Source organism: Streptomyces pinistramenti, assembly GCF_020564935.1.
GTDB lineage: Bacteria > Actinomycetota > Actinomycetes > Streptomycetales > Streptomycetaceae > Streptomyces > Streptomyces pinistramenti.
Window position 1 is genome coordinate 24,063 of the sequence record NZ_JAJCXB010000056.1, and the last position, 19,120, is coordinate 43,182.

Here is a 19,120-nt window from a genome sequence, read left to right on the forward strand (position 1 = left end):
AATGCCGCGCCTCACAGGTTCTAGCCTGGAGGCGCGGCATTCCGCGTGGGGGAGCCGGCGCAGAAGGAACGAGGCACCACATGACCGACCCTGTGACGCTGGACGGCGAAGGCGCGATCGGCGAGTTCGACGAGAAGCGCGCCGCGGACGCCGTCCGCGAGCTGCTCATCGCCGTCGGCGAGGACCCGGACCGCGAGGGCCTGCGGGAGACGCCGAACCGGGTGGCGCGGGCGTACAGCGAGATCTTCGGCGGGCTGTGGCAGAAGCCCGAGGACGTGCTGACGACGACGTTCGATCTCGGTCATGACGAGATGGTGCTGGTCAAGGACATAGAGGTCACGTCGAGCTGCGAGCACCACCTGGTGCCGTTCGTCGGCGTCGCGCACGTCGGCTACATCCCGTCGTCCGACGGCAAGATCACCGGCCTGTCGAAGCTGGCCCGGCTGGTCGATGTGTTCGCCCGCCGCCCGCAGGTGCAGGAGCGGCTGACGACGCAGATCGCCGACTCGCTGATGAACATCCTGGAGCCGCGCGGCGTCATCGTCGTCATCGAGTGCGAGCACATGTGCATGACCATGCGCGGCGTCCGCAAGCCCGGGGCCAAGACCACCACGTCGGCGGTGCGCGGTCAGCTCCGTGACCCGGCCACCCGCGCCGAGGCGATGAGCCTGATACTGGCCCGCTGAGCGCACGGAAAGACCGCACGGCCCGTACGGGGGAAACGTACGGGCCGTGCGGTCTTTCCGCCCGCGCGGGCGGCCGGCGGGGTCAGACCTTGAGGCGGCCGCCGAGCCATTCCATGGCGGCCGGGATCTCCCGGCGCCAGGTGTTGAAGTTGTGGCCGCCGCTGTCGAGGATGATCGACGAGACGTGCGAGGGGGACTTCGTTCCCTTGATGAACTTCAGGGTGTCGCGGAAGTTGCCCTCGCCCTGCTTGCTGCTGGTGACCAGGAAGCTCGCCTTCGGGGCCGGCAGGTTCTTCTGACGCCACAGCAGGTTGTTCTCGCGCTCCAGCTGCTTGTCGCCGCCGAAGAGCGCGCCGGTGGTGGCGTCGAGCGGGGCCTTGTAGCTGCCGGAGAGCGCGACGGCGCTGGAGAACGCCTCGGGGTGGCGCATGGTCATCTTCAGGGCGCAGTAGCCGCCGGTGGAGTCGCCCATGACGCCCCAGCTCTTGGCGTCGGGGCCGACGCGGTAGTGCCCGGCGATGTCGCGGCGCAGGTCCTTGGTGAAGAACGTCTCGGTCTGCGGGCCGCCGGGGACGTCCACGCACTCGGTGTCCCGCGGCGGGGCCACGGTCGGGCGCATCATCACCAGGACGGTCGGCTGCATCCGGCCGTGCTTGTGCAGCTCGTGCTGGGTCTGCGGGAAGTGCAGCTTCTTGTAGAGCGCTTCGGCGGTGCCGGGGTAGCCGGTGAGCACGACGGCGGCGGGGAACGTCTGGTGTGCGTGCGCGCGCTGGAAGTACTGCGGCGGCAGGTAGACGAAGGCCGGGCTGGTGATGCGGGACTGCTCGCCGCGTATCAGGACCTTGTCTATGCGGCCGGCGACGTCCGGCCGGCCTGCGCCGCGGACGCTGAAGCGTTCGCTGCCCAGCGTCTGGAGCTGGGTGCCGTCCGGTCCCGTCTTGTAGTTGGTCACCACGCCTGGTTCCTGCTCCTGGCCGAGGAGGTCGGCCCAGGAGGCGTAAAAGCCGAACGCGTTGTTGGCGAAGAGGCCGACCGCGGCGAACAGCGATATCTGGGTGACGAGCAGCAGCCCGACGCGGCCCAGGACCGGGCGCCAGCTGCGGCCGGAGAGCCGTGGCCAGACCCAGATTGTGACGATGAACAGCGCCACGGCGATGACGACAGCAAGAATCAGCACTTTTTTGCTGGTGAGACCCATGAGGTGCTTTCTTCCGAGCGGCCGGCCCATCCGTCCGCTGATGGAACCCCGAGCCCTGAAACGCCGTCATACAGGGCGCAAAAAGTCCAGATGCTGCGACAAGGCTCGCACGTTCTCTCGACCCGGGCGACGGGAAAGTGATGTCTGACAGGCTAGATGGCGAAAAGTCGGAGACGGTTGCGTGGCGCACGCCACGCTGGCTCCGCGGGCCGCGGCCCGAGTCGGTTCCGCGGATCGTCGGCACGGCCGGTGCCTTCATCGGCCTGCTCAACCTCGTGGCGGGTATCTTCCCGCGGTTCCGGCACAGCAGGATGCACGCACTGGCCGAGGTGCTGCCGGGCGCGGTCAGCCCGCTGGCGGCCGCCGCGTCCCTCGTCGTCGGCATTCTGCTGCTCCTCCTGGCGCACGGCCTCAAGCGGCGGAAACGGCGGGCCTGGGCGGCCGCCGTGGCGCTGCTCCCGGTCGGTATCGCCGCGCAGCTCGTCTACCGCCACTCCTTCATCGGGGCGGTGCTCTCGCTGGCACTGCTGACGTTCCTGCTGTGGCACCGCAAGGAGTTCGCCGCGCTGCCGGACCCGCGCAGCCGCTGGAAGGCGGTGGCCAACGCCGTGGTGCTGGGCGGCGCCAGCTTCGGCATCGGCCTGGTGATCGTCAGCTCCCACCCCGGCAAGATCGTCGGCTCGCCGTCCCTATGGGAGCGGGTGCAGCACGTGCTGTGGGGCCTGTTCGGCTTCGAGGGCCCGGTCGCCTACACGCACCGGGTCGACTACACCGTCGGCTATTCGCTCGGCGCGCTCGGCCTGCTCACCCTCGCCACCACCGCGTACCTGGCGTTCCGCCCCGAGCATCCGGCGGCCCGGCTCACCGACGAGGACGAGTCGCGGCTGCGGGAGCTGCTGGCCAGGCACGGCGGCCGCGACTCGCTCGGCTACTTCGCGCTCCGCCGCGACAAGGGCGCGGTCTTCTCGCCGACCGGCAAGGCCGCGGTCTGCTACCGGGTGATCTCCGGCGTGATGCTCGCCAGCGGCGACCCGATCGGCGACGTCGAGGCGTGGCCCGGCGCGATCGAGCGGTTCATGGAGGAGGCGCGGGCGCACTCCTGGACTCCGGCGGTGACCGGGTGCAGCGAGACCGGCGGCCAGGTGTGGACCCGGGAGACCGGCATGGACGCGCTGGAGCTGGGCGACGAGGCGATCGTCGACGTGGCGGACTTCACTCTCTCCGGGCGCGCGATGCGCAACGTGCGGCAGATGGTCAAGCGCATCGAGCGCAACGGCTACGAGACCCGGGTGCGCCGGGTGCGCGATCTGGAGCCGGCCGAGCTGGCGCTGGTCCAGCGGGCCGCGGACGCCTGGCGGGACACCGACACCGAGCGCGGCTTCTCCATGGCGCTGGGGCGGATCGACGCGGTGACCGACGGCGACGCGGTGATAGCCACCGCGCACCAGGCGCCCGCCGAGGGCGAGGAGCCCGGCCCGTTCGGCGACCTGAAGGCCATGCAGCACTACGTGCCGTGGGGCGGCGACGGCATCTCGCTGGAGTTGATGCGCCGCGACCGCAGCGCCGACCCCGGGATGAACGAGCTGCTGATCGTCGCCGCGCTGCAGGCCGCGCCGGAGCTGAAGATCCAGCAGGTGTCGCTGAACTTCGCGGTCTTCCGCTCCTCCCTGGAACGCGGCGAGAAGCTGGGCGCAGGGCCGGTCATCCGGGTGTGGCGCGGGATGCTGATCTTCCTGTCCCGCTGGTACCAGATCGAGTCGCTCTACAAGTTCAACGACAAGTTCCGGCCCCGTTGGGAGCCCCGTTTCGTGGTGTTCCGCAACAGCCGGGACATCCCGCGGATCGGCCTGGCGGCGCTCCAGGCCGAGGGCTATCTGGAGCTGGGCCTGCCGCGGGCGCTGCGCCGCCGCAAGTCCGCCCCGCCGCGGCCCTGCGCGCACACGGCCGCGCCCCGGCAGGCCGCGGGCGCCATGGAGAACGTGGCCTGAGCGGGCCGCACCGGGTGCGCGTGCGGTGGCCGGTGGCCACCGCGTAGGCGCTCGGTGCACCGCCTACGCTGGTGACATGAGTACCTTGCGTGACCGGGTGGCCGGACTTCCGGACTGGGACCGCTGTGCGGTGATGGGCGTGGTGAACGTCACGCCCGATTCGTTCTCCGACGGCGGCCAGTGGTTCGACACCGAGCTGGCCGTCAAACACGGTCTCGATCTGGTGGCGCAGGGCGCCGACCTGGTGGACGTGGGCGGCGAGTCGACCCGGCCCGGCGCCGCGCGGGTGGACGAGGCCGAGGAGCTGCGCCGCGTCGTCCCCGTCGTGCGGGAGCTGGCCGCCGCGGGTGTCGTGGTCTCCGTCGACACGATGCGGGCCGCGGTCGCCGAGCAGGCGATCGAGGCGGGGGCGCGGCTGGTCAACGACGTGAGTGCGGGCGCCGCCGATCCGGCGATGGTGCCTGCGGTGGCCGCCGCGTACGTCCCGTTCGTGGTGATGCACTGGCGCGGCCGGTCCATCGACATGAACAACCGTGCCGTCTACGCGGACGTCGTCGGCGAGGTCGTGGACGAGCTGGGCCGCAGCATGGAGCGGGCGGTGGCCGGCGGGATCGATCCGGAGCGGATAGTGATCGACCCGGGTCTCGGTTTCGCCAAGGAGGCCGGGCACGATCTCGCGCTGATCGCCCAGCTGGGCAGGCTGCGCGCCCTGGGACGCCCGCTGCTGGTGGCCGCTTCGAGGAAACGGTTCCTGGGCAGGGTGCTGGCGGGCGGCGAAGGAGCCGCCCCGCCGCCGGCCCGGGAGCGGGACGCGGCGACGGCGGCGGTGTCGGCGATCGTGGCGCGAGAGGGGGCCTGGGCGGTGCGGGTGCACGAGGTGCGGGCGAGCGCGGACGCGGTGCGCGTGGCCCGTGCGGTGGAACGCGCGGCGGGCGCCGCCGGCCGCGAGGACAAGACGGCGAACGCGACGGGAACGGTGTGAGCGGCTTGCGCCCACGTACGGACATCGAGCTGGTCGAGCAGGCGAACACGACCCTGTACGAGACCATCGAGCGCGGCGATCACGAAGCCATGTCCGGGTTGTGGCTGGACGGCCAGGTCAGCGTGGTCCATCCGGGCTGGCCGGTGCTGCGCGGGCGCGGTGAGGTGCTGCGCTCGTACGCGCTGATCATGGCCAACACCGAGTACATCCAGTTCTTTCTCACCGATGTCGAGATCGATGTGATCGGTGACACGGCGCTGGTGACGTGCACGGAGAACATCCTCAGCGGCGGGCCCGCCGAGGACGACGGATCGGTGGGGCCGCTTATCGGCCAACTGGTCGTGGCGACGAATGTCTTCCGGCGTACCGAGGACGGCTGGCGGGTGTGGTCGCACCACGGCTCGCCGGTGCTGACGGACGGCGAGGGCGAGGGCGACGAGGACGGCGAGGACGAGGACGGCGCCGCCGGGTCCGGCGGGGCTCCCGGCGTGGTGTGACGGGCCGTCGGGCCGTCGCCGTTCGGGGTCTTCGGGTGCGCGCCGGGGCGGTGACGGGCGTCAGCGGGGTGATCGGGAGCGCACCCGTTCGAGCCAAGTGAGGTGTGGGTAGGGGTGGGGAGCGCGGTCCGGGGTAACGGGGGTAGGAGGCCGCGCAGGCGGCCTCACAGCTGTCCGGGCCCGGCGTGCCGGGTGGGTTCCTAGCAGCAGCGAGGGGCCTTGTCCATAGCCCCCATGGGCGAGCGCTGTCGGTGTTCGCAGGTAGATTCGACGACGGGCGGTGTGCCGGACGGTTCGGCGCATGTCCGGAATTCCGACGAGCAGTGGCGCCAGAGGTGCCAGTGGGACCAGTGGGAGTGATTCGCGTGGATCGTGTCGCGCTGCGTGGGCTGAAGGCCCGAGGGCACCACGGGGTGTTCCCCCGAGAACGCGAGGAGGGCCAGACCTTCATCGTGGACCTGGTGCTGGGTCTTGACACCCGTCCGGCAGCGGCCACCGACGACCTCGCGAAGACCGTGCACTACGGCGTGGTGGCCGAGGAGGTGGTGGCCGTCGTCGAGGGCGATCCGGTCGACCTCATCGAGACCCTCGCGGAGCGGATCGCCTGCCAGTGCCTGAAGCACGAGGGGGTGCAGGAGGTGGAGGTGGTGGTGCACAAGCCGGATGCCCCGATCACCGTCCCCTTCGACGACGTGACCATCACCATCACCCGGAGTCGAGTATGACCAGCAGTGACCCGACCGTTCAGCCGGTGCCCGCCTCCGTGGTGGAGCAGGTCGATGCGGCGGATGTGACCCTGTCCAACCCGAAGCGCGCCGTGATCTCCCTCGGCAGCAACCTCGGCAACCGCCTGGAGACGCTCCAGGGGGCTGTCGACGCACTGGAGGACACCCCGGGACTGCGGGTCAAGGCGGTCTCCCCGGTATACGAAACCGAGCCGTGGGGCGTGGCTCCGGGCTCGCAGCCCTCGTACTTCAACGCCGTCGTACTGGTCAAGACGACGCTGCCGCCGGACTCCCTCCTGGAGCGCGGGCACGCGATCGAGGAAGCCTTCGAGCGGGTACGGGACGAGCGCTGGGGCCCGCGCACCATCGACGTCGACATCCTCGCCTACCAGGACGTGGTCTCCGACGACCCGCGGCTGACGCTGCCGCACCCGCGCGCCCATGAGCGTGCCTTCGTGCTGGTGCCGTGGCACGACGTCGACCCGTCGGCCGAGGTCCCCGGGCACGGCCCGGTCGCCGAACTGCTGGCCTCGGTCGGCAGCCAGGGCGTGCAGGCGCGCGCCGACCTGGAACTGCACCTGCCCGAGTAGTCGTTAGGCTTGCGGGTCGCGTACGGCGTCCGGGCCGCGCGATGTGGTTGCGTACGGCGTGACGCACGGCGTGATCGCCGAGGCCGCGGTGGCGCGGGATGCGGGTGTACGTGACGGACGAGTCGATCAGGACAGCGGGGCAGCCATGAGGGCGCAAGGGGCGATGGCTCGGTGAAGCAGCTACGAATCAAGGTGCTGGTCGGGCTGTTTCTGGTGGCCGGGGTGCTGGCGTGGGCCGGCGCCAGGCTGTGGGACAGCATGGGCAGCCTGCCGAGCGTGCCGCTGGCCGCGCCGATCGTGCTGGCGCTGATCGCGGCCGTGCTGGCCGCCACCGCCTTCTCGTTCCGTGCGCGGCTGCGGGCGCAGCGTGAGCGCCGTCCGGGTGCGAAGGGCGTGGAGCCGCTGGTCGCCGCCCGCGCGGTGGTGTTCGGGCAGGCGAGCGCCCTGGTGGCGTCGCTGGTCGCGGGGCTGTACGGCGGCGTCGGCGTCTTTCTGCTGACCTCGGGCATGGATGTCGCGCCGCGCCGGGACCAGGCGATCTACGCCGGTCTCTCGGTGCTGGCGGGCGCCGCCGTGGTCGCGGCGGCGATCTTCCTTGAGCGGGTCTGCAAGCTGCCGGAGGACGAGGACGAGGCGGGCGCCCCGGCCGCGTAGGCGGGCGCGGGCGGGCCGCTCGCGTACGTCCGGCGCGTATCCGGGACCGTGCGTAACCCCGGCCCGCATCCGGGACGTGCGCAACCCCGGCCTGTATCCGGGACCTGAGCCGTTCGTCAGTGGCTTCCGGGTACCGCGTCCAGGGACACCTCGTCGCGCGGGATGTTCGCGGCGTCGGCGCCGGTGGAGCGGCGCAGGGCGGCGTGCAGCCGGCCGGGGGTGAGGACGCCGCGGTAGTCCGTGCCGTCCAGGACCGCTATCCAGCCGGCGTCGTGCTGGAGCATCGCGCTGAACGCCTCCTTGAGGGGCGCGCCCAGGGGCAGCGCGGCGTCCATCGGGCGGGCGTGGTCGCGGACGGTGCCGACGGCGGACTTCGTGGTTCCGGACGGGGCGCCGGTGAGCGCGGTGGCGGACACCCAGCCGTACGGGGACGCGTCGGCGTCCAGGACGACCGCCCAGGAGGCGTCGTCGGCGGCGAGAAGGGCGGCCGCCCCGTCCGCGGGGTCGTCGAGGCGGACGACCGGCGGCGTATCGAGGTCGCCGCTCTCGACGGGGGTGACGGAGAGCCGCTTGAGGCCGCGGTCCGCGCCGACGAAGGAGGCCGCATACGGGGTGGCCGGTGCGCCCAGGACCGTTGCCGGGGTGTCGAACTGCTCGATCCTGCCCTCCCCGTAGACGGCGATGCGGTCGCCGAGGCGGACCGCCTCCTCGATGTCGTGGGTGACGAAGAGGACCGTCTTGTGGAGGGTCGACTGGAGGCGCAGGAACTCGTTCTGGAGGTGTTCGCGGACGACCGGGTCGACGGCGCCGAAGGGTTCGTCCATGAGGAGGACGGGCGGGTCGGCGGCGAGGGCGCGGGCCACGCCGACGCGCTGGCGCTGGCCGCCGGAGAGCTGGTCGGGGTAGCGGTCGCCGTAGACGGCAGGGTCCAGACCGACCAGGTCGAGGAGTTCGGCCGCCCGCTCGCGGGCCTTCTTGCGCTGCCAGCCGAGGAGATGCGGGACGGTCGCGGTGTTGTCCAGGACGGTTTTGTGGGGGAAGAGCCCGACCTGCTGGATGACGTAGCCGATCCGGCGGCGCAGTTCGACGGGGTCGATGGCGGATATGTCGTCGCCGTCGAGGTGGATGCTGCCGCCGGTGGGCTCGATGAGCCGGTTCACCATCTTCATCGTCGTCGTCTTGCCGCAGCCCGACGGGCCGACGAGCGTGACGAGTTCACCCTTTGCGACCTCGAAGGAGAGGTCGTCGACGGCGGTGGTGCCGTCGGGGTAGCGCTTGGTGACGTGCTCGAAGCGGATCATGCTTTCCCCCAAGGTGGACGGTTCCATTGTGATCAGGCAGTTGTGAACGCGGTGTGGCGGATGAATGGCGGGCCGGGCCGATTGTCAGTGGTGGGGGATAGGGTCGCAGACAGTCACCGAAAATGTGAGCGACAGGGGCGGGGGAGGTGACGACGGGTGAGTGTGCCGTGGGGTACGCAGCTGATGGCACAGCTGCCGGCGAGCCTGCCGACGCAGCTGACCGGACATCACGTGGTCTTGGCGGCCGCGCGGCCGGGCGGCCCGAGCTGCCTGGAGGCGAACGACTGGATCTGCGGTGAATATGTCCGCACCCGGAGCCAGGAGTTGCTGGACGCGACGCTGCAGCACATCGGGATCACCGCCGCGTCCGTCGTCATCGGGCTGCTGATCGCCTTTCCGCTGGCGCTGATCGCCCGGCGCTGGCGGGCCGCGGCCGGGCCGGTCCTGGGGCTGACGACGGTGCTCTACACCGTCCCTTCGCTGGCGATGTTCGCGTTGCTGACACCGGTCTTCGGGGTCTCCGTCTCGGTGGTCGTCACGGGCCTGGTGCTCTATTCGCTGACGATCCTGGTGCGCAACATCCTCGCCGGGCTCGAAGCGGTGCCCGGCGAGGTCCGGGAGGCCGCCCGCGGGATGGGGTACGGCTCGCTGCGGCTGCTGTTCGGCGTGGAACTCCCGCTGGCGATACCGGCACTGGTGGCCGGGCTGCGGATCGCCACGGTCTCGACGGTGGCGATGACGACGATCGGTTCCGTTGTCGGATACGGCGGCCTGGGGAATCTCATCGCCAGCGGCATGGAGGGCTTCTTCAAGGCGGAGGTGCTGACGGCGTCGGTGCTGTGCGTGCTGCTGGCGCTGGTGGCCGACCTGCTGCTGCTGGCACTCCAGCGGCTGCTGACGCCGTGGACGCGGACGCAGGCACGGGCCAGGTCCCGTGCGCGGCGCGCGGCACGGGTGACGAAGGCGGTGGCCTGAGCGATGGATGCGATCACGGGCGCCTGGCAGTGGCTGACGTCGGCCGCCAACTGGGCCGGGGAGAAAGGCGTATGGCACCGCCTGGGCGAGCACGTCCAGCTCAGCGCGGTCTGCCTGGTCATCTCCTGCCTGATAGCCCTGCCGGTGGCGCTCTGGCTGGGGCACATCGGCAAGGGCGGGACGCTGGCGGTCAACCTCTCCAACGTCGGGCGGGCGGTGCCGACCTTCGCGGTACTGGTGCTGCTGACGCTCAGTCCGCTGGGGAAGCAGGGCGAGTGGCCGACGGTCATCGCGCTGGTGCTGTTCGCGATACCTCCCCTTCTGACCAACGCCTACCTGGGGATGCGGGAGGCGGACCGCGACGTGGTCGAGGCGGCCCGGGGGATGGGGATGTCGGGCCCGCAGCTCCTGCTCCGGGTGGAACTGCCGCTCGCCTACCCCCTGATCATGACCGGACTGCGGTCGGCCACGGTGCAGGTCGTCGCGACCGCCACGCTGGCCGCGCTGGCCGGCGGCGGCGGGCTCGGCCGGATCATCACCGCGGGCTTCGGCAACTACGACACCCCGCAGGTCGTCGCGGGCGCCGTACTGGTGGCCGTACTGGCACTGACCGTTGAGGGCGCGCTGATCCTCGCGGACCGGCTGTTCGACCCGATGCGGGGACGGCGGCGCCGCACCAGGGGCCGCGGGCGGCGCGGCGGCCGCGGTGACGATGCGGTCGCGATAGGGAAACCCGCCTGACGCGGTGCCGGCGCTTTGCCAAGCTGCCTTCCGCACGATCCGCGCTCCATCCAGCACATCCGAACTCAACGAACCGAATGGTGAATCCCATGAGCAGCACGACGCGCATGGCGCGCACCGCGCTTGTCGCGGGCACAGTGATCGCAATAGCGACCGGGCTGGCCGCATGCGGCGGCCAAAGCCTGGAGGACAAGGGCGGAGCGCACGGCAAGGGGGGCGGCAAGGGCGAGATCGTCGTCGGCTCTGCCGGTTTCACCGAGTCGAAGGTGCTCGCCGAGATCTATTCCAAGATCCTTGACGATGCCGGATACGACGCACGCGTACAGACGCTCGCCAATCGCGAGCTGTATGAACCGGCCCTGGAGAAGGGCCAGATCGATGTCGTTCCGGAATATGCGTCCACCCTCGCCGAATTCCTCAACGCGAAGAAGAACGGCGCCAAGGCGAAGCCCGTCGCCTCCAGTGACATCGACAAGACCGTGACGGCGTTGAAGAAGCTCGCCGGGCCGCGCGGACTGACGGTGCTGCCGGTCGGTGAGGCAACCGACCAGAACGCCTTCGCCGTTACCGAGGAATTCGCCGCGGCGCACAAGCTGAAGACGCTCTCCGATCTCGGCGCCTCCCGGCAGAAGATCACCCTGGCCGCCGGCGAGGAGTGCGAGACCAGGCCGTTCTGCAAGCCGGGCCTGGAGAAGTCCTACGGCATAGACGTCAAGGGCATCGATCCGAAGGGCGTCGGCACCCCGCAGGCCAAGCAGGCGGTCAAGGACGGCACCGATCAACTGGTGCTGACCACGACGACGGACGCCACCCTGGACAACTTCGGACTGGTGCTCCTGGACGACGACAAGAAGCTCCAGAACGCCGACAATGTGCTGCCCGTGGTGAATGCCAAGAGCGCCGGCGGCAAGGAGATCGAGTCGGCCCTCGGCAAGCTCACGAGTGTGCTGACGACCAAGGACTTGATCAACTTGAACCGCAAGGTCGACGCCGAGCGACTCAAGCCCGCGGATGTCGCTCAGACATTTCTGGAGTCGAAGGGCCTGGTGAAGAAGTAACCACAGGGAAACGGATCGGTGGGCGGGGCCCCATAGGCCCCGAACGCACGGTAAGTTTCTGGCCATGCCACGAGGACGCCACCGCCATTCACCACCCCTCCACCGGCTGCTTCCTCCCTCCTCGGTCGCCGCAACGTCGATCGCCTGCGCCGCGGGCGCGTGGTTCGTCGGCGACGACCTGGTGCAGCGGGGGCTCGCAGCGGGTGCCGCGGTCGCCGCGGTCACCGGCTCCGTCCTGCTGCGCGTCTGGGACCGCAGGGCCGGCAAGCGGGTCGCCGAGTTGAGCCGCGCCCGGGTCCGTGACGAATGGCGGACCGAGGAGCGGATCGCCGAACTCGAAACGGACGTCGAGGAGGCCCGCGAGATACGCGCCGCCCTGGACACCAAGCTGCGGGCCAAGCGCGCCGAACTGGCCCGGCTGCGCACCGAACACGCCGACCTGCTGCGCCGCTATGCCACCGCCGAGACCGAGCGGGCCAGCGCCCTGGAGGGCCGTCGGCTGCTCGCGATCGAGGCGGCGGCCCCCGCCAAGGCGCTGCCCGCGCCCGGCAGCGGCCTGCCCCGGCAGCCGCACGTACCCACCGCCTCCGGTGGCCGTCACGCGGCGAACGGCCGCCCTGCGACCGACGCGCGGGCCACGGCCGGCGCGTCGGCGGCGGACGGCCGGCCCGCGGCCACCGCCACCTTCGCGCAGGCCGACCTGGCCCTCCAGCGGCTGGCCCGCAACGCCGCCCGCCAGCGCGGCAACGGCGGCACCGGCCAGGACGCACGCGGCGGCCAGGGCGGCAGCCGGAACCCCGCCCAGGACCGCCCGGAGCAGTCCGGCGGCCGGGGCGGTGAGGACGGCCAGGGGAAGCCCGCGGCGGCCGCCGCGCGCACTGCCGCGGCCGCCACCCCCGCACTCCGCCACATCCCGGCCGCGGCCGCCGCCGTCGCACCCCCCGCGGCACCCCGCCCCCGGGCGTCCCGTGCCATCGGCGGCTTCGACTTCTTCGGCAACGCGGCGCCGCGCGAGCTGCCCGCCCCGCTGGAGGAGGACCTCGCGGACGTCGTGGGCGACGAGGCCGTCGCCGAACAGTCGGCCCACGCCACCGCCCGCCTCCGCCCCGGCCAGGCCCCCGACGAGGCGGCCCAGGAGGCGCGTACGGAGGAGGCAGGGGACGGTCGTACGGCGGCCGCGCCGGACGGATCAGGGGATACGGCCGAGGTCGGCGACGGGACCGGTGACGAGGCCGGTGCCGGAGTCCCCGCGGAGGGTGTCGGCGAGGTCATCGACCTCACGGCGCACGACGAGACCGAACAGTTCGACGTGGCGGAGCTGCGCAGCGCCATCTCGTAACCGGCACCGCCCGCGGCGCCCGCCCCCGGCCCCGTCCCCGCCCGTCTCCCGGGCCGGGGCGGGGCCGGACGCATGAGCCGTACGGTCGGCCGCGGAGGGCCAAAGGCATACGGCCAAGACCCTCCCCGGAGCGGACCGTTGGCCCGGAGCCCGCGGCAAGGGCGGAGACATCCCCGCCCCGCCGCGAAAGGAAGCCCACCCCTGCGAAGCCTCCGGCCCGCGTCCCCGTCCGCATCCGGGTCCTCCGCCTTCAAGGGTGGGAAGCCGCCGTCCCAGTGCGTCAAGGGCAAGCCGCAGATGACGGCCGACCGGTTCCCGGAGGGCATCGGGAAGAAGGCCGACATACGGTGCGGCACCTGGTCGGGCGCCACGGTCGACGGCACCTTCTGCGCGTGGCAGGACAAGGGCACCGTGTTGCGCCCGGGGCCGAAGTGACGGCACGGGCGTAGGGGCGGGGCATTCGCCGCGTCGACGGCCGTTGCCCGTAAGGCCCCGACTCACCCCCCGCCGCGGCTACTTGTCGATGTCGCCGACGACGAAGAACAGCGACCCCAGGATGGCGACCATGTCCGCGACCAGCGTCCCCGGCAGCAGTTCGGTCAGCGCCTGGATGTTGTTGTACGAAGCGGACCGCAGCTTGAGGCGGTACGGCGTCTTCTCGCCCTTGGAGACCAGGTAGTAGCCGTTGATGCCGAGCGGGTTCTCCGTCCAGGCGTAGGTCGCGCCCTCCGGGGCCTTGAGGACCTTCGGGAGCCGCTGGTTGATCGGCCCCGGCGGCAGCTCGGCGATGCGGTCCAGGCAGGCGTCCGCGAGATCCAGCGAGTTGTGGCTCTGCTCCAGGAGGCACTCGAAACGCGCCAGGCAGTCGCCCTCGTCCCGGGTGACGACCCGGAGGGTGTCCTGGAGGTCCGGGTACGCGAGATACGGCTCGTCGCGCCGCAGGTCGAAGTCGACCCCCGAGGCGCGGGCGATCGGCCCGGAAACGCCGTACGCGTGCACCGCCTCGCGGGACAGCACGCCGACGCCGCGGGTACGGCCGCGGAAGATCTCGTTGCCCAGGACGAGGTTGTCGAAGACGTCCATCCGGGAGCGGACGTCGGCGATGGCGTGCCGGACCCGGCCGAGCCACCCGGCCGGCAGGTCCTCCTTGAGGCCGCCCACCCGGTTGAACATGTAGTGCATCCGGCCGCCGGAAATCTCCTCCATGACGGTCTGCAGCTCTTCGCGCTCGCGGAAGGCGTGGAAGACCGGCGTGATGCCGCCCAGTTCCAGCGGGTAGGAGCCGAGGAACATCAGGTGGTTGAGCACGCGGTTCAGCTCGGCGAGCAGCGTACGGGTCCAGACGGCCCGCTCCGGCACCTCCATGCCCAGCATCCGCTCGACGCCCATCACCACGCCCAGCTCGTTGGAGAACGCCGACAGCCAGTCGTGACGGTTGGCGAGCATGACGATCTGCCGGTAGTCGCGCGCCTCGAAGAGCTTCTCGGCGCCGCGGTGCATGTAGCCGATCACCGGCTCGGCGTGCCGGATGCGCTCGCCGTCCAGAACGAGGCGCAGCCGCAGCACGCCGTGCGTGGAGGGGTGCTGCGGGCCGATGTTCAGCACCATGTCGGTGCTCTCCGCCGCGCCGCCGATGCCGACCGTCGTCTCCGTCATGGGAACAGTCTCGCAGTTCGGCGGGGAGGGGACGGGGGGAGGTGGCAGGGACGGACGAGGGGCGCGGACGGTCCGCGCCCTACCCGTCCCCGTGCTCCCGCCGGTCCACGAGTTCGTCCAGGATTCCGGCACAGGCCGGGCCCACCGGCTCGACGAGCCAGCCGAAGCCGCCGAGCCCCGAAGGATCCGTCAGCTCCGCGGCCTCGCCGGCGGTGGCCAGGGCCCGTACGTAGGCGGCGGGGTCGGCGGAGGCGAGGGTGAGCGGCGGGCGGCGGCCGGTCACACCGAGGGCGCGCAGCGCCTCGCGCTGGGTCAGCAGCCCGGCCGCAGGGCCCGCGCAGGCGTCCAGCGCGACATGCGCGGTGATGTCGCAGCCACCGTCCGGGACCGGGGACACCTCCCGGCCCGCCCGGAACCCGGTGAGCGTGCCGAAGAGCGGACGGGCGTCCCGGTGGTGCGCGTAGTCGGCGGTGACCGCGAGCCCGGCGTGCAGCGTGCGGACGGCCCGTGCCCAGGCGGCGTCCCGCGGGCGGCCCACCTCCGCGCGGAGGCCGGGGGAGGGGGAGTCCCGGCCGGGTTCCGGGGCGAGCCCAGGCCACCAGCGGGCCAGCCACTCCGCGTCCGCGCCGTCGACCGGGCCGCCCAGCCGCTCCGTGCCGTCCGCGCCGACCAGCACCCGGCGCGGCACCCCGTCCTGATCGGCCTCGACGACGTCCACCGGAACGTTGTCCAGCCACTCGTTCGCGAACAGCAGACCACTGAGCGAACCGGGCGCCGGCAGCTCGGCCAGCCAGCCGATGCGCGGATCCAGACCGTCCGGACGCCCGGCACGCTCCACGGCGCAGGGGCGCAGCCTTGTGTGGAGGGGGGCCGGGGGGTTGGGAGTGTGTGGCGTGGCGGCCGGGGGCGACGGTGCGGTCCCGCTCGCCGACGTCTGCGGATTCGTCTGCGGATTCGGCCGGGTACGCGTCGGCCGGGTGCGGTCCGCCAGAGCGTCGAGCACGCCCGTCAGCAGTTCGCCGCGGCCCGCGCCGACGTCGACCAGCGCCAGCTCGTCCGGATGCCCGAGCGCCGCGTCGACCCGGCGCAGGAGCCCGGCGACGGCACCGGCATAGAGGGGCGAGGCGTGCACGGAGGTACGGAAATGACCCGCGGGGCCGGGGCCGCCGGGCCGGGTGTAGAAACCGTCAGGGCCGTAGAGGGCCGCTTCCGCCGCGTCCCGCCAGCCACACCACTCGCTCGTCACCGCACCACGGTACGCACGGCGGGGCGGGGCAGGGGCACTGTGGGGCGAGGGAGCGCCAGGCAGACGGCGCGGGCGCGCCCCGGGCAGGGCGGAGAGGCGCGTTCCGGTCTCCACCTTCTGGAGTAGACGCGGCCCACAGGATCGCTCCTCCGGTTGACCCGTACACCTATACGGCCTGCATACGCTGGGTTACGTGCAGCGCCTTTACGACTTCTTCCGCAGACACCCGACAGGGGTGGACACCTTCTGGGCGTTCCTCCTCTTCGGGTTCAACTGCCTGTGGGTCGTCTCGCTGCCGGGCGGAGCCGTCGCGCAGGCACTCGGCGCGCTCTTCACCGTCGGCCTGTGCACCGTCATCGCGCTGCGCCGCAGGTGGCCTGAGTGGATGCTGCTGCTGGCCACCGTGCTCGGCGTCGGGCAGCTGATCGCCGACGTGCAGAGCAACCCCGCCGACTTCGCGATGATGGTGATCATCTACACCGCGGCCTCCGGCACCACCCGCTGGGCCTCCCGGCTTGCCCTCATCGGCGCGCTCATCGGCCCCGCGCTCTCCCTGATGCGCTTCGGCGAGGCATCCGACAGCCGCGCGACCTGGGAGGGTGTCTTCCTCACTGTGCTGCTCACCGGCCCGTTCGTGCTGGCCTGGGTGCTCGGCGACTCCGTCAGGACCCGGCGCGCCTACTGGGCACAGCTGGAGGAGAAGGCCACCCGGCTGGAGAAGGAACGGGAGGCGCAGGCCCGCATCGCCGTGGCTGCCGAGCGCGCCCGGATCGCCCGCGAACTGCACGACGTCGTCGCCCACAACGTCTCGGTGATGGTCGTCCAGGCCGACGGCGCCGCCTACGTACTCGACAGCGCCCCGGAGCAGACCCGGCAGGCGCTGGAAACCATCTCGGGCACCGGGCGGCAGGCACTGGCCGAAATGCGCCGCCTGCTCGGCGTGCTGCGCACCGGGGAGCAGCCCGAGAGCGGCGAATACGTACCGCAGCCGGGCATGGAACAGCTCGCCGACCTCATCGACCAGGTGCGGGGCGCCGGGCTGCCCGTCGACTTCCGGGTGGAGGGCGAGTCGCGGCCGCTGCCCAGCAGCGTCGAACTCACCGCGTACCGCATCGTGCAGGAGGCGCTGACCAACACGCGCAAGCACGGCGGCCCCGACGCCGGCGCGACCGTCCGCCTCACCTACCGGGACGCCGACCTGGGCCTTCTCGTCGAGGACGACGGGCGGGGCGCGCAGCACGAACTGTACGAAGAGGGCGGCGCGGACGGCCTCGGGCACGGCCTCATCGGGATGCGCGAGCGGGTCGGCATGGTCGGTGGCCGGCTGGAGGCCGGGCCGCGCGAGGGCGGCGGCTTCCGGATCAGCGCCGTCCTGCCGCTCAAGCCCGAAAGGTGAGGACGGCGGACGCAGCACGCACGGCCGGGGCAGCCGCCCCGGAGCGCCCACGACCGGTCCTTTCCTCCGCCGCAGCCGCCCGGCCGCACCGCTTGGCCGCCGGGCTCGCCGCCCCGGCGGCTCCTCGATCCGCGCGCCCGCGCCGGTACGTCGGCCCGCAACCTGCCCGCTCCGTACCCTGGAGCCCCACCCCCGAAGGGATCCCCTTGCCATGACCATCCGCGTGATGCTCGTCGACGACCAGGCGCTGTTGCGCACCGGCTTCCGGATGGTGCTCGCCGCGCAGCCCGACATGGAGGTCGTCGCCGAGGCGGGCGACGGTGTGCAGGCGCTGGAAGTGCTGCGCTCCACGAAGGTCGACGTCATCCTCATGGACGTCCGGATGCCGCATCTGGACGGCGTCGAGGCCACCCGCCGGATCTGCGAAGACGGCCGGAACGAGGACGCGCCCAAGGTCCTCATCCTGACCACGTTCGACCTCGACGAGTACGCGTTCTCCGCGCTGAAGGCGGGCGCCAGCGGTTTCATGCTCAAGGACGTGCCGCCGAGCGAACTGCTCGGCGCCATCCGGGCCGTGGAGAGCGGCGACGCCGTCGTCGCCCCCTCCACCACCCGCCGGCTGCTGGACCGTTTCACCCCGATGCTGCCCGCCACGGCGGCCGAGCCGGACCGGCCCGAGCTGGGGCGGCTGACGGAACGCGAGCGCGAGGTGCTGCTGCTGGTCGCGCAGGGGCTGTCGAACGGCGAGATCGCGGCGAAGCTGGTGCTGTCGGAGGCGACGGTCAAGACACATGTCGGCCGAATCCTCACGAAGTTGAGCCTCCGGGACCGCGTCCAGGCCGTGGTCCTCGCCTACGAAACGGGCCTGGTACGGGCCGGCGGCTCGGGGTCTTAGCGGGCCGGCTCCGAGCCCAGGGAGGCGAGAGGCGCGAAGTCTCGCCGGGCACCCGGGGGTGAGGCCGGGCCGGGTGCGGGCGGCGAACGGTAGGGCAGGCCGCGTGAGCTGGGGAGACGAGCGGGAGCCGACCGGGCGAACGGTCGGCCGGGAGAGCACGTCGGGCGGGGCGCGCGGACCGGCCGAGGGCAGACTCGGGCCGGGAGAAGACTGCGCCTGGCCGGAACCGCATCACCCAAAGGGTTGACGTGGACACGTAACGGGAGCAGATTGACCCCGCTCGGTAAGGAAACCTTCCTAATAGAGAGGTTCCCCAGTGCGGACACGCATCCTGGCACTCGCCACCGCCTCCGGCGCGGCGCTCCTCGCCGCAGCCGCCCTGCCCGCCGCAGCCCAGCCGGCCACCACACCCCCGACCCCCGCAGGAAAGACGCACCGCCTCCAGGAGGGCACGGTCGGCGCATCCGACCTGCTGGCCAAGCTCAACGGCTGCAACCAGCTCTCCAAGGGCAAGTACCGCACCGACGAAGAGACTTCGGCCACCGTCCCGGTCTGCGGCAAGAACGGCGCAGTCTTCTGGAAGGCCGACATGGACATAGACTGCGACGGCCAGATCACCACCCAGTGCAACGCCGACACCGACCCCTGGTTCCAGGACAACACGGCGTTCCACCAGTCCAACGGCAAGCCGCTCAGCGCCGAGAAACTCCCGTACATCGTGGTGCCCGGCGTCAGCGACATCTGGGACTACGGCGCGGCCGGCATCAAGGGCGGCGGCGTGGTCGCCATCATCTACAACAACCAGGTCGAGTACGCGGTCGTCGGCGACACCGGCCCGAACAAGATCATTGGTGAGGCGTCGTACGCGGCCGCCAAGAACCTGGGCATCGACCCCAACCCGGAGTCCGGCGGCGCCGATTCGGGCGTCACCTACCTCCTCTTCAAGAACTCCAAGGCCGACCCCATCGAGAGTCACGCCGACGCCGTCAGCCGCGGCGACGCCCTCGCGAAAAAGTTCCTGCAGGACAACTAGAAAAGGTCCTGCGGGACAACTGAAGGCGGGGGACTGGAAGCGGGGCGGCTGGTTGGAGGGGGGAGAGGGAGGGAGAGAGCGGGAGCCTGCGGGCTGCAAGCTGCTGCTTCCCCGGGTGCCCCTCCCCCCGCCCCACCCCCTCCACCCGCCCCACCCCTAC

Annotated in this window: 19 protein-coding genes; 15 read left to right on the top strand and 4 right to left on the bottom strand. The window is 71.8% G+C overall.

Annotation, left to right across the window (positions count from 1 at the left end; all coding sequences use genetic code 11):
* The first annotated feature begins 80 nt into the window (after positions 1-80).
* A complete protein-coding gene (gene folE / locus LIU39_RS28365) occupies positions 81-686 on the top strand; it encodes a GTP cyclohydrolase I FolE (protein ID WP_227049766.1) in 606 nt (201 codons plus the stop codon).
* An 82-nt stretch (positions 687-768) separates the two neighbouring features.
* Here the strand turns inward: folE and LIU39_RS28370 are convergent, their stop codons facing one another.
* Positions 769-1,884, bottom strand: coding sequence for an alpha/beta hydrolase (locus LIU39_RS28370; protein ID WP_227049767.1), 1,116 nt, complete (start codon positions 1,882-1,884; stop codon positions 769-771).
* 140 nt (positions 1,885-2,024) lie between these two features.
* Here LIU39_RS28370 and LIU39_RS28375 point away from each other — a divergent pair, with 140 nt between their 5' ends.
* From LIU39_RS28375 to LIU39_RS28400, 6 genes are all read left to right on the top strand, one after another.
* Positions 2,025-3,872 (top strand): phosphatidylglycerol lysyltransferase domain-containing protein, encoded by a 1,848-nt coding sequence (locus LIU39_RS28375; protein WP_227049768.1) that lies wholly within the window; start codon positions 2,025-2,027, stop codon positions 3,870-3,872.
* A gap of 76 nt (positions 3,873-3,948) precedes the next feature.
* Complete coding sequence (gene folP / locus LIU39_RS28380; RefSeq protein WP_227049769.1) at positions 3,949-4,854, top strand: dihydropteroate synthase; 906 nt, start codon at positions 3,949-3,951, stop codon at positions 4,852-4,854.
* A gap of 5 nt (positions 4,855-4,859) precedes the next feature.
* Positions 4,860-5,351 (top strand): nuclear transport factor 2 family protein, encoded by a 492-nt coding sequence (locus tag LIU39_RS28385; RefSeq protein ID WP_227049770.1) that lies wholly within the window; start codon positions 4,860-4,862, stop codon positions 5,349-5,351.
* Positions 5,352-5,716: 365 nt separating this feature from the next.
* Positions 5,717-6,076 carry a dihydroneopterin aldolase gene (gene folB / locus LIU39_RS28390; protein WP_227049771.1) on the top strand — a complete coding sequence of 120 codons (360 nt, stop codon included), beginning with the start codon at positions 5,717-5,719 and terminating at the stop codon, positions 6,074-6,076.
* Positions 6,073-6,666, top strand: coding sequence for a 2-amino-4-hydroxy-6-hydroxymethyldihydropteridine diphosphokinase (gene folK / locus LIU39_RS28395; RefSeq protein WP_227049772.1), 594 nt, complete (start codon positions 6,073-6,075; stop codon positions 6,664-6,666). The genes folB and folK overlap by 4 nt, the downstream gene beginning before the upstream one ends.
* 171 nt (positions 6,667-6,837) lie before the next feature.
* Positions 6,838-7,320 carry a DUF3180 domain-containing protein gene (locus LIU39_RS28400; protein WP_227049773.1) on the top strand — a complete coding sequence of 161 codons (483 nt, stop codon included), beginning with the start codon at positions 6,838-6,840 and terminating at the stop codon, positions 7,318-7,320.
* Positions 7,321-7,436: 116 nt separating this feature from the next.
* On the opposite strand, the gene LIU39_RS28405 is transcribed toward LIU39_RS28400, so the two are convergent.
* Positions 7,437-8,621 (bottom strand): ABC transporter ATP-binding protein, encoded by a 1,185-nt coding sequence (locus LIU39_RS28405; RefSeq protein WP_227049793.1) that lies wholly within the window; start codon positions 8,619-8,621, stop codon positions 7,437-7,439.
* 156 nt (positions 8,622-8,777) lie between these two features.
* Here LIU39_RS28405 and LIU39_RS28410 point away from each other — a divergent pair, with 156 nt between their 5' ends.
* The 5 genes from LIU39_RS28410 (at position 8,778) to LIU39_RS28430 (ending at position 13,169) form a co-directional block, all read left to right on the top strand.
* Positions 8,778-9,596: an ABC transporter permease gene (locus LIU39_RS28410; protein ID WP_227049774.1), complete on the top strand. Its 819-nt coding sequence runs from the start codon at positions 8,778-8,780 to the stop codon at positions 9,594-9,596.
* Between the two features lie 3 nt (positions 9,597-9,599).
* Complete coding sequence (locus LIU39_RS28415; protein WP_227049776.1) at positions 9,600-10,337, top strand: ABC transporter permease; 738 nt, start codon at positions 9,600-9,602, stop codon at positions 10,335-10,337.
* 89 nt (positions 10,338-10,426) lie between these two features.
* Positions 10,427-11,395, top strand: a complete 969-nt coding sequence (locus LIU39_RS28420; protein ID WP_227049777.1) for an ABC transporter substrate-binding protein — start codon at positions 10,427-10,429, stop codon at positions 11,393-11,395.
* Between the two features lie 64 nt (positions 11,396-11,459).
* The gene (locus LIU39_RS28425) at positions 11,460-12,734 is read left to right on the top strand and encodes a hypothetical protein (RefSeq protein WP_227049779.1); all 1,275 of its coding nucleotides are present in this window, start codon (positions 11,460-11,462) and stop codon (positions 12,732-12,734) included.
* Positions 12,735-13,031: 297 nt separating this feature from the next.
* A complete protein-coding gene (locus LIU39_RS28430; RefSeq protein WP_227049780.1) occupies positions 13,032-13,169 on the top strand; it encodes a hypothetical protein in 138 nt (45 codons plus the stop codon).
* A gap of 78 nt (positions 13,170-13,247) precedes the next feature.
* Here LIU39_RS28430 and LIU39_RS28435 read toward each other — a convergent pair whose 3' ends face one another.
* Positions 13,248-14,390: an NADH-quinone oxidoreductase subunit D gene (locus LIU39_RS28435; protein WP_227049782.1), complete on the bottom strand. Its 1,143-nt coding sequence runs from the start codon at positions 14,388-14,390 to the stop codon at positions 13,248-13,250.
* A 79-nt stretch (positions 14,391-14,469) separates the two neighbouring features.
* Positions 14,470-15,636 (bottom strand): SAM-dependent methyltransferase, encoded by a 1,167-nt coding sequence (locus tag LIU39_RS28440; protein WP_227049783.1) that lies wholly within the window; start codon positions 15,634-15,636, stop codon positions 14,470-14,472.
* Between the two features lie 193 nt (positions 15,637-15,829).
* Here LIU39_RS28440 and LIU39_RS28445 point away from each other — a divergent pair, with 193 nt between their 5' ends.
* The 3 genes from LIU39_RS28445 (at position 15,830) to LIU39_RS28455 (ending at position 18,960) form a co-directional block, all read left to right on the top strand.
* On the top strand, positions 15,830-17,032 hold the full coding sequence (locus tag LIU39_RS28445) for a sensor histidine kinase (RefSeq protein WP_227049784.1): 1,203 nt from the start codon (positions 15,830-15,832) through the stop codon (positions 17,030-17,032).
* A 211-nt stretch (positions 17,033-17,243) separates the two neighbouring features.
* The gene (locus LIU39_RS28450; protein WP_227049786.1) at positions 17,244-17,927 is read left to right on the top strand and encodes a response regulator; all 684 of its coding nucleotides are present in this window, start codon (positions 17,244-17,246) and stop codon (positions 17,925-17,927) included.
* Positions 17,928-18,243: 316 nt separating this feature from the next.
* Positions 18,244-18,960, top strand: coding sequence for a glycoside hydrolase family 75 protein (locus LIU39_RS28455; protein WP_227049788.1), 717 nt, complete (start codon positions 18,244-18,246; stop codon positions 18,958-18,960).
* The last annotated feature ends 160 nt before the right edge of the window (positions 18,961-19,120 follow it).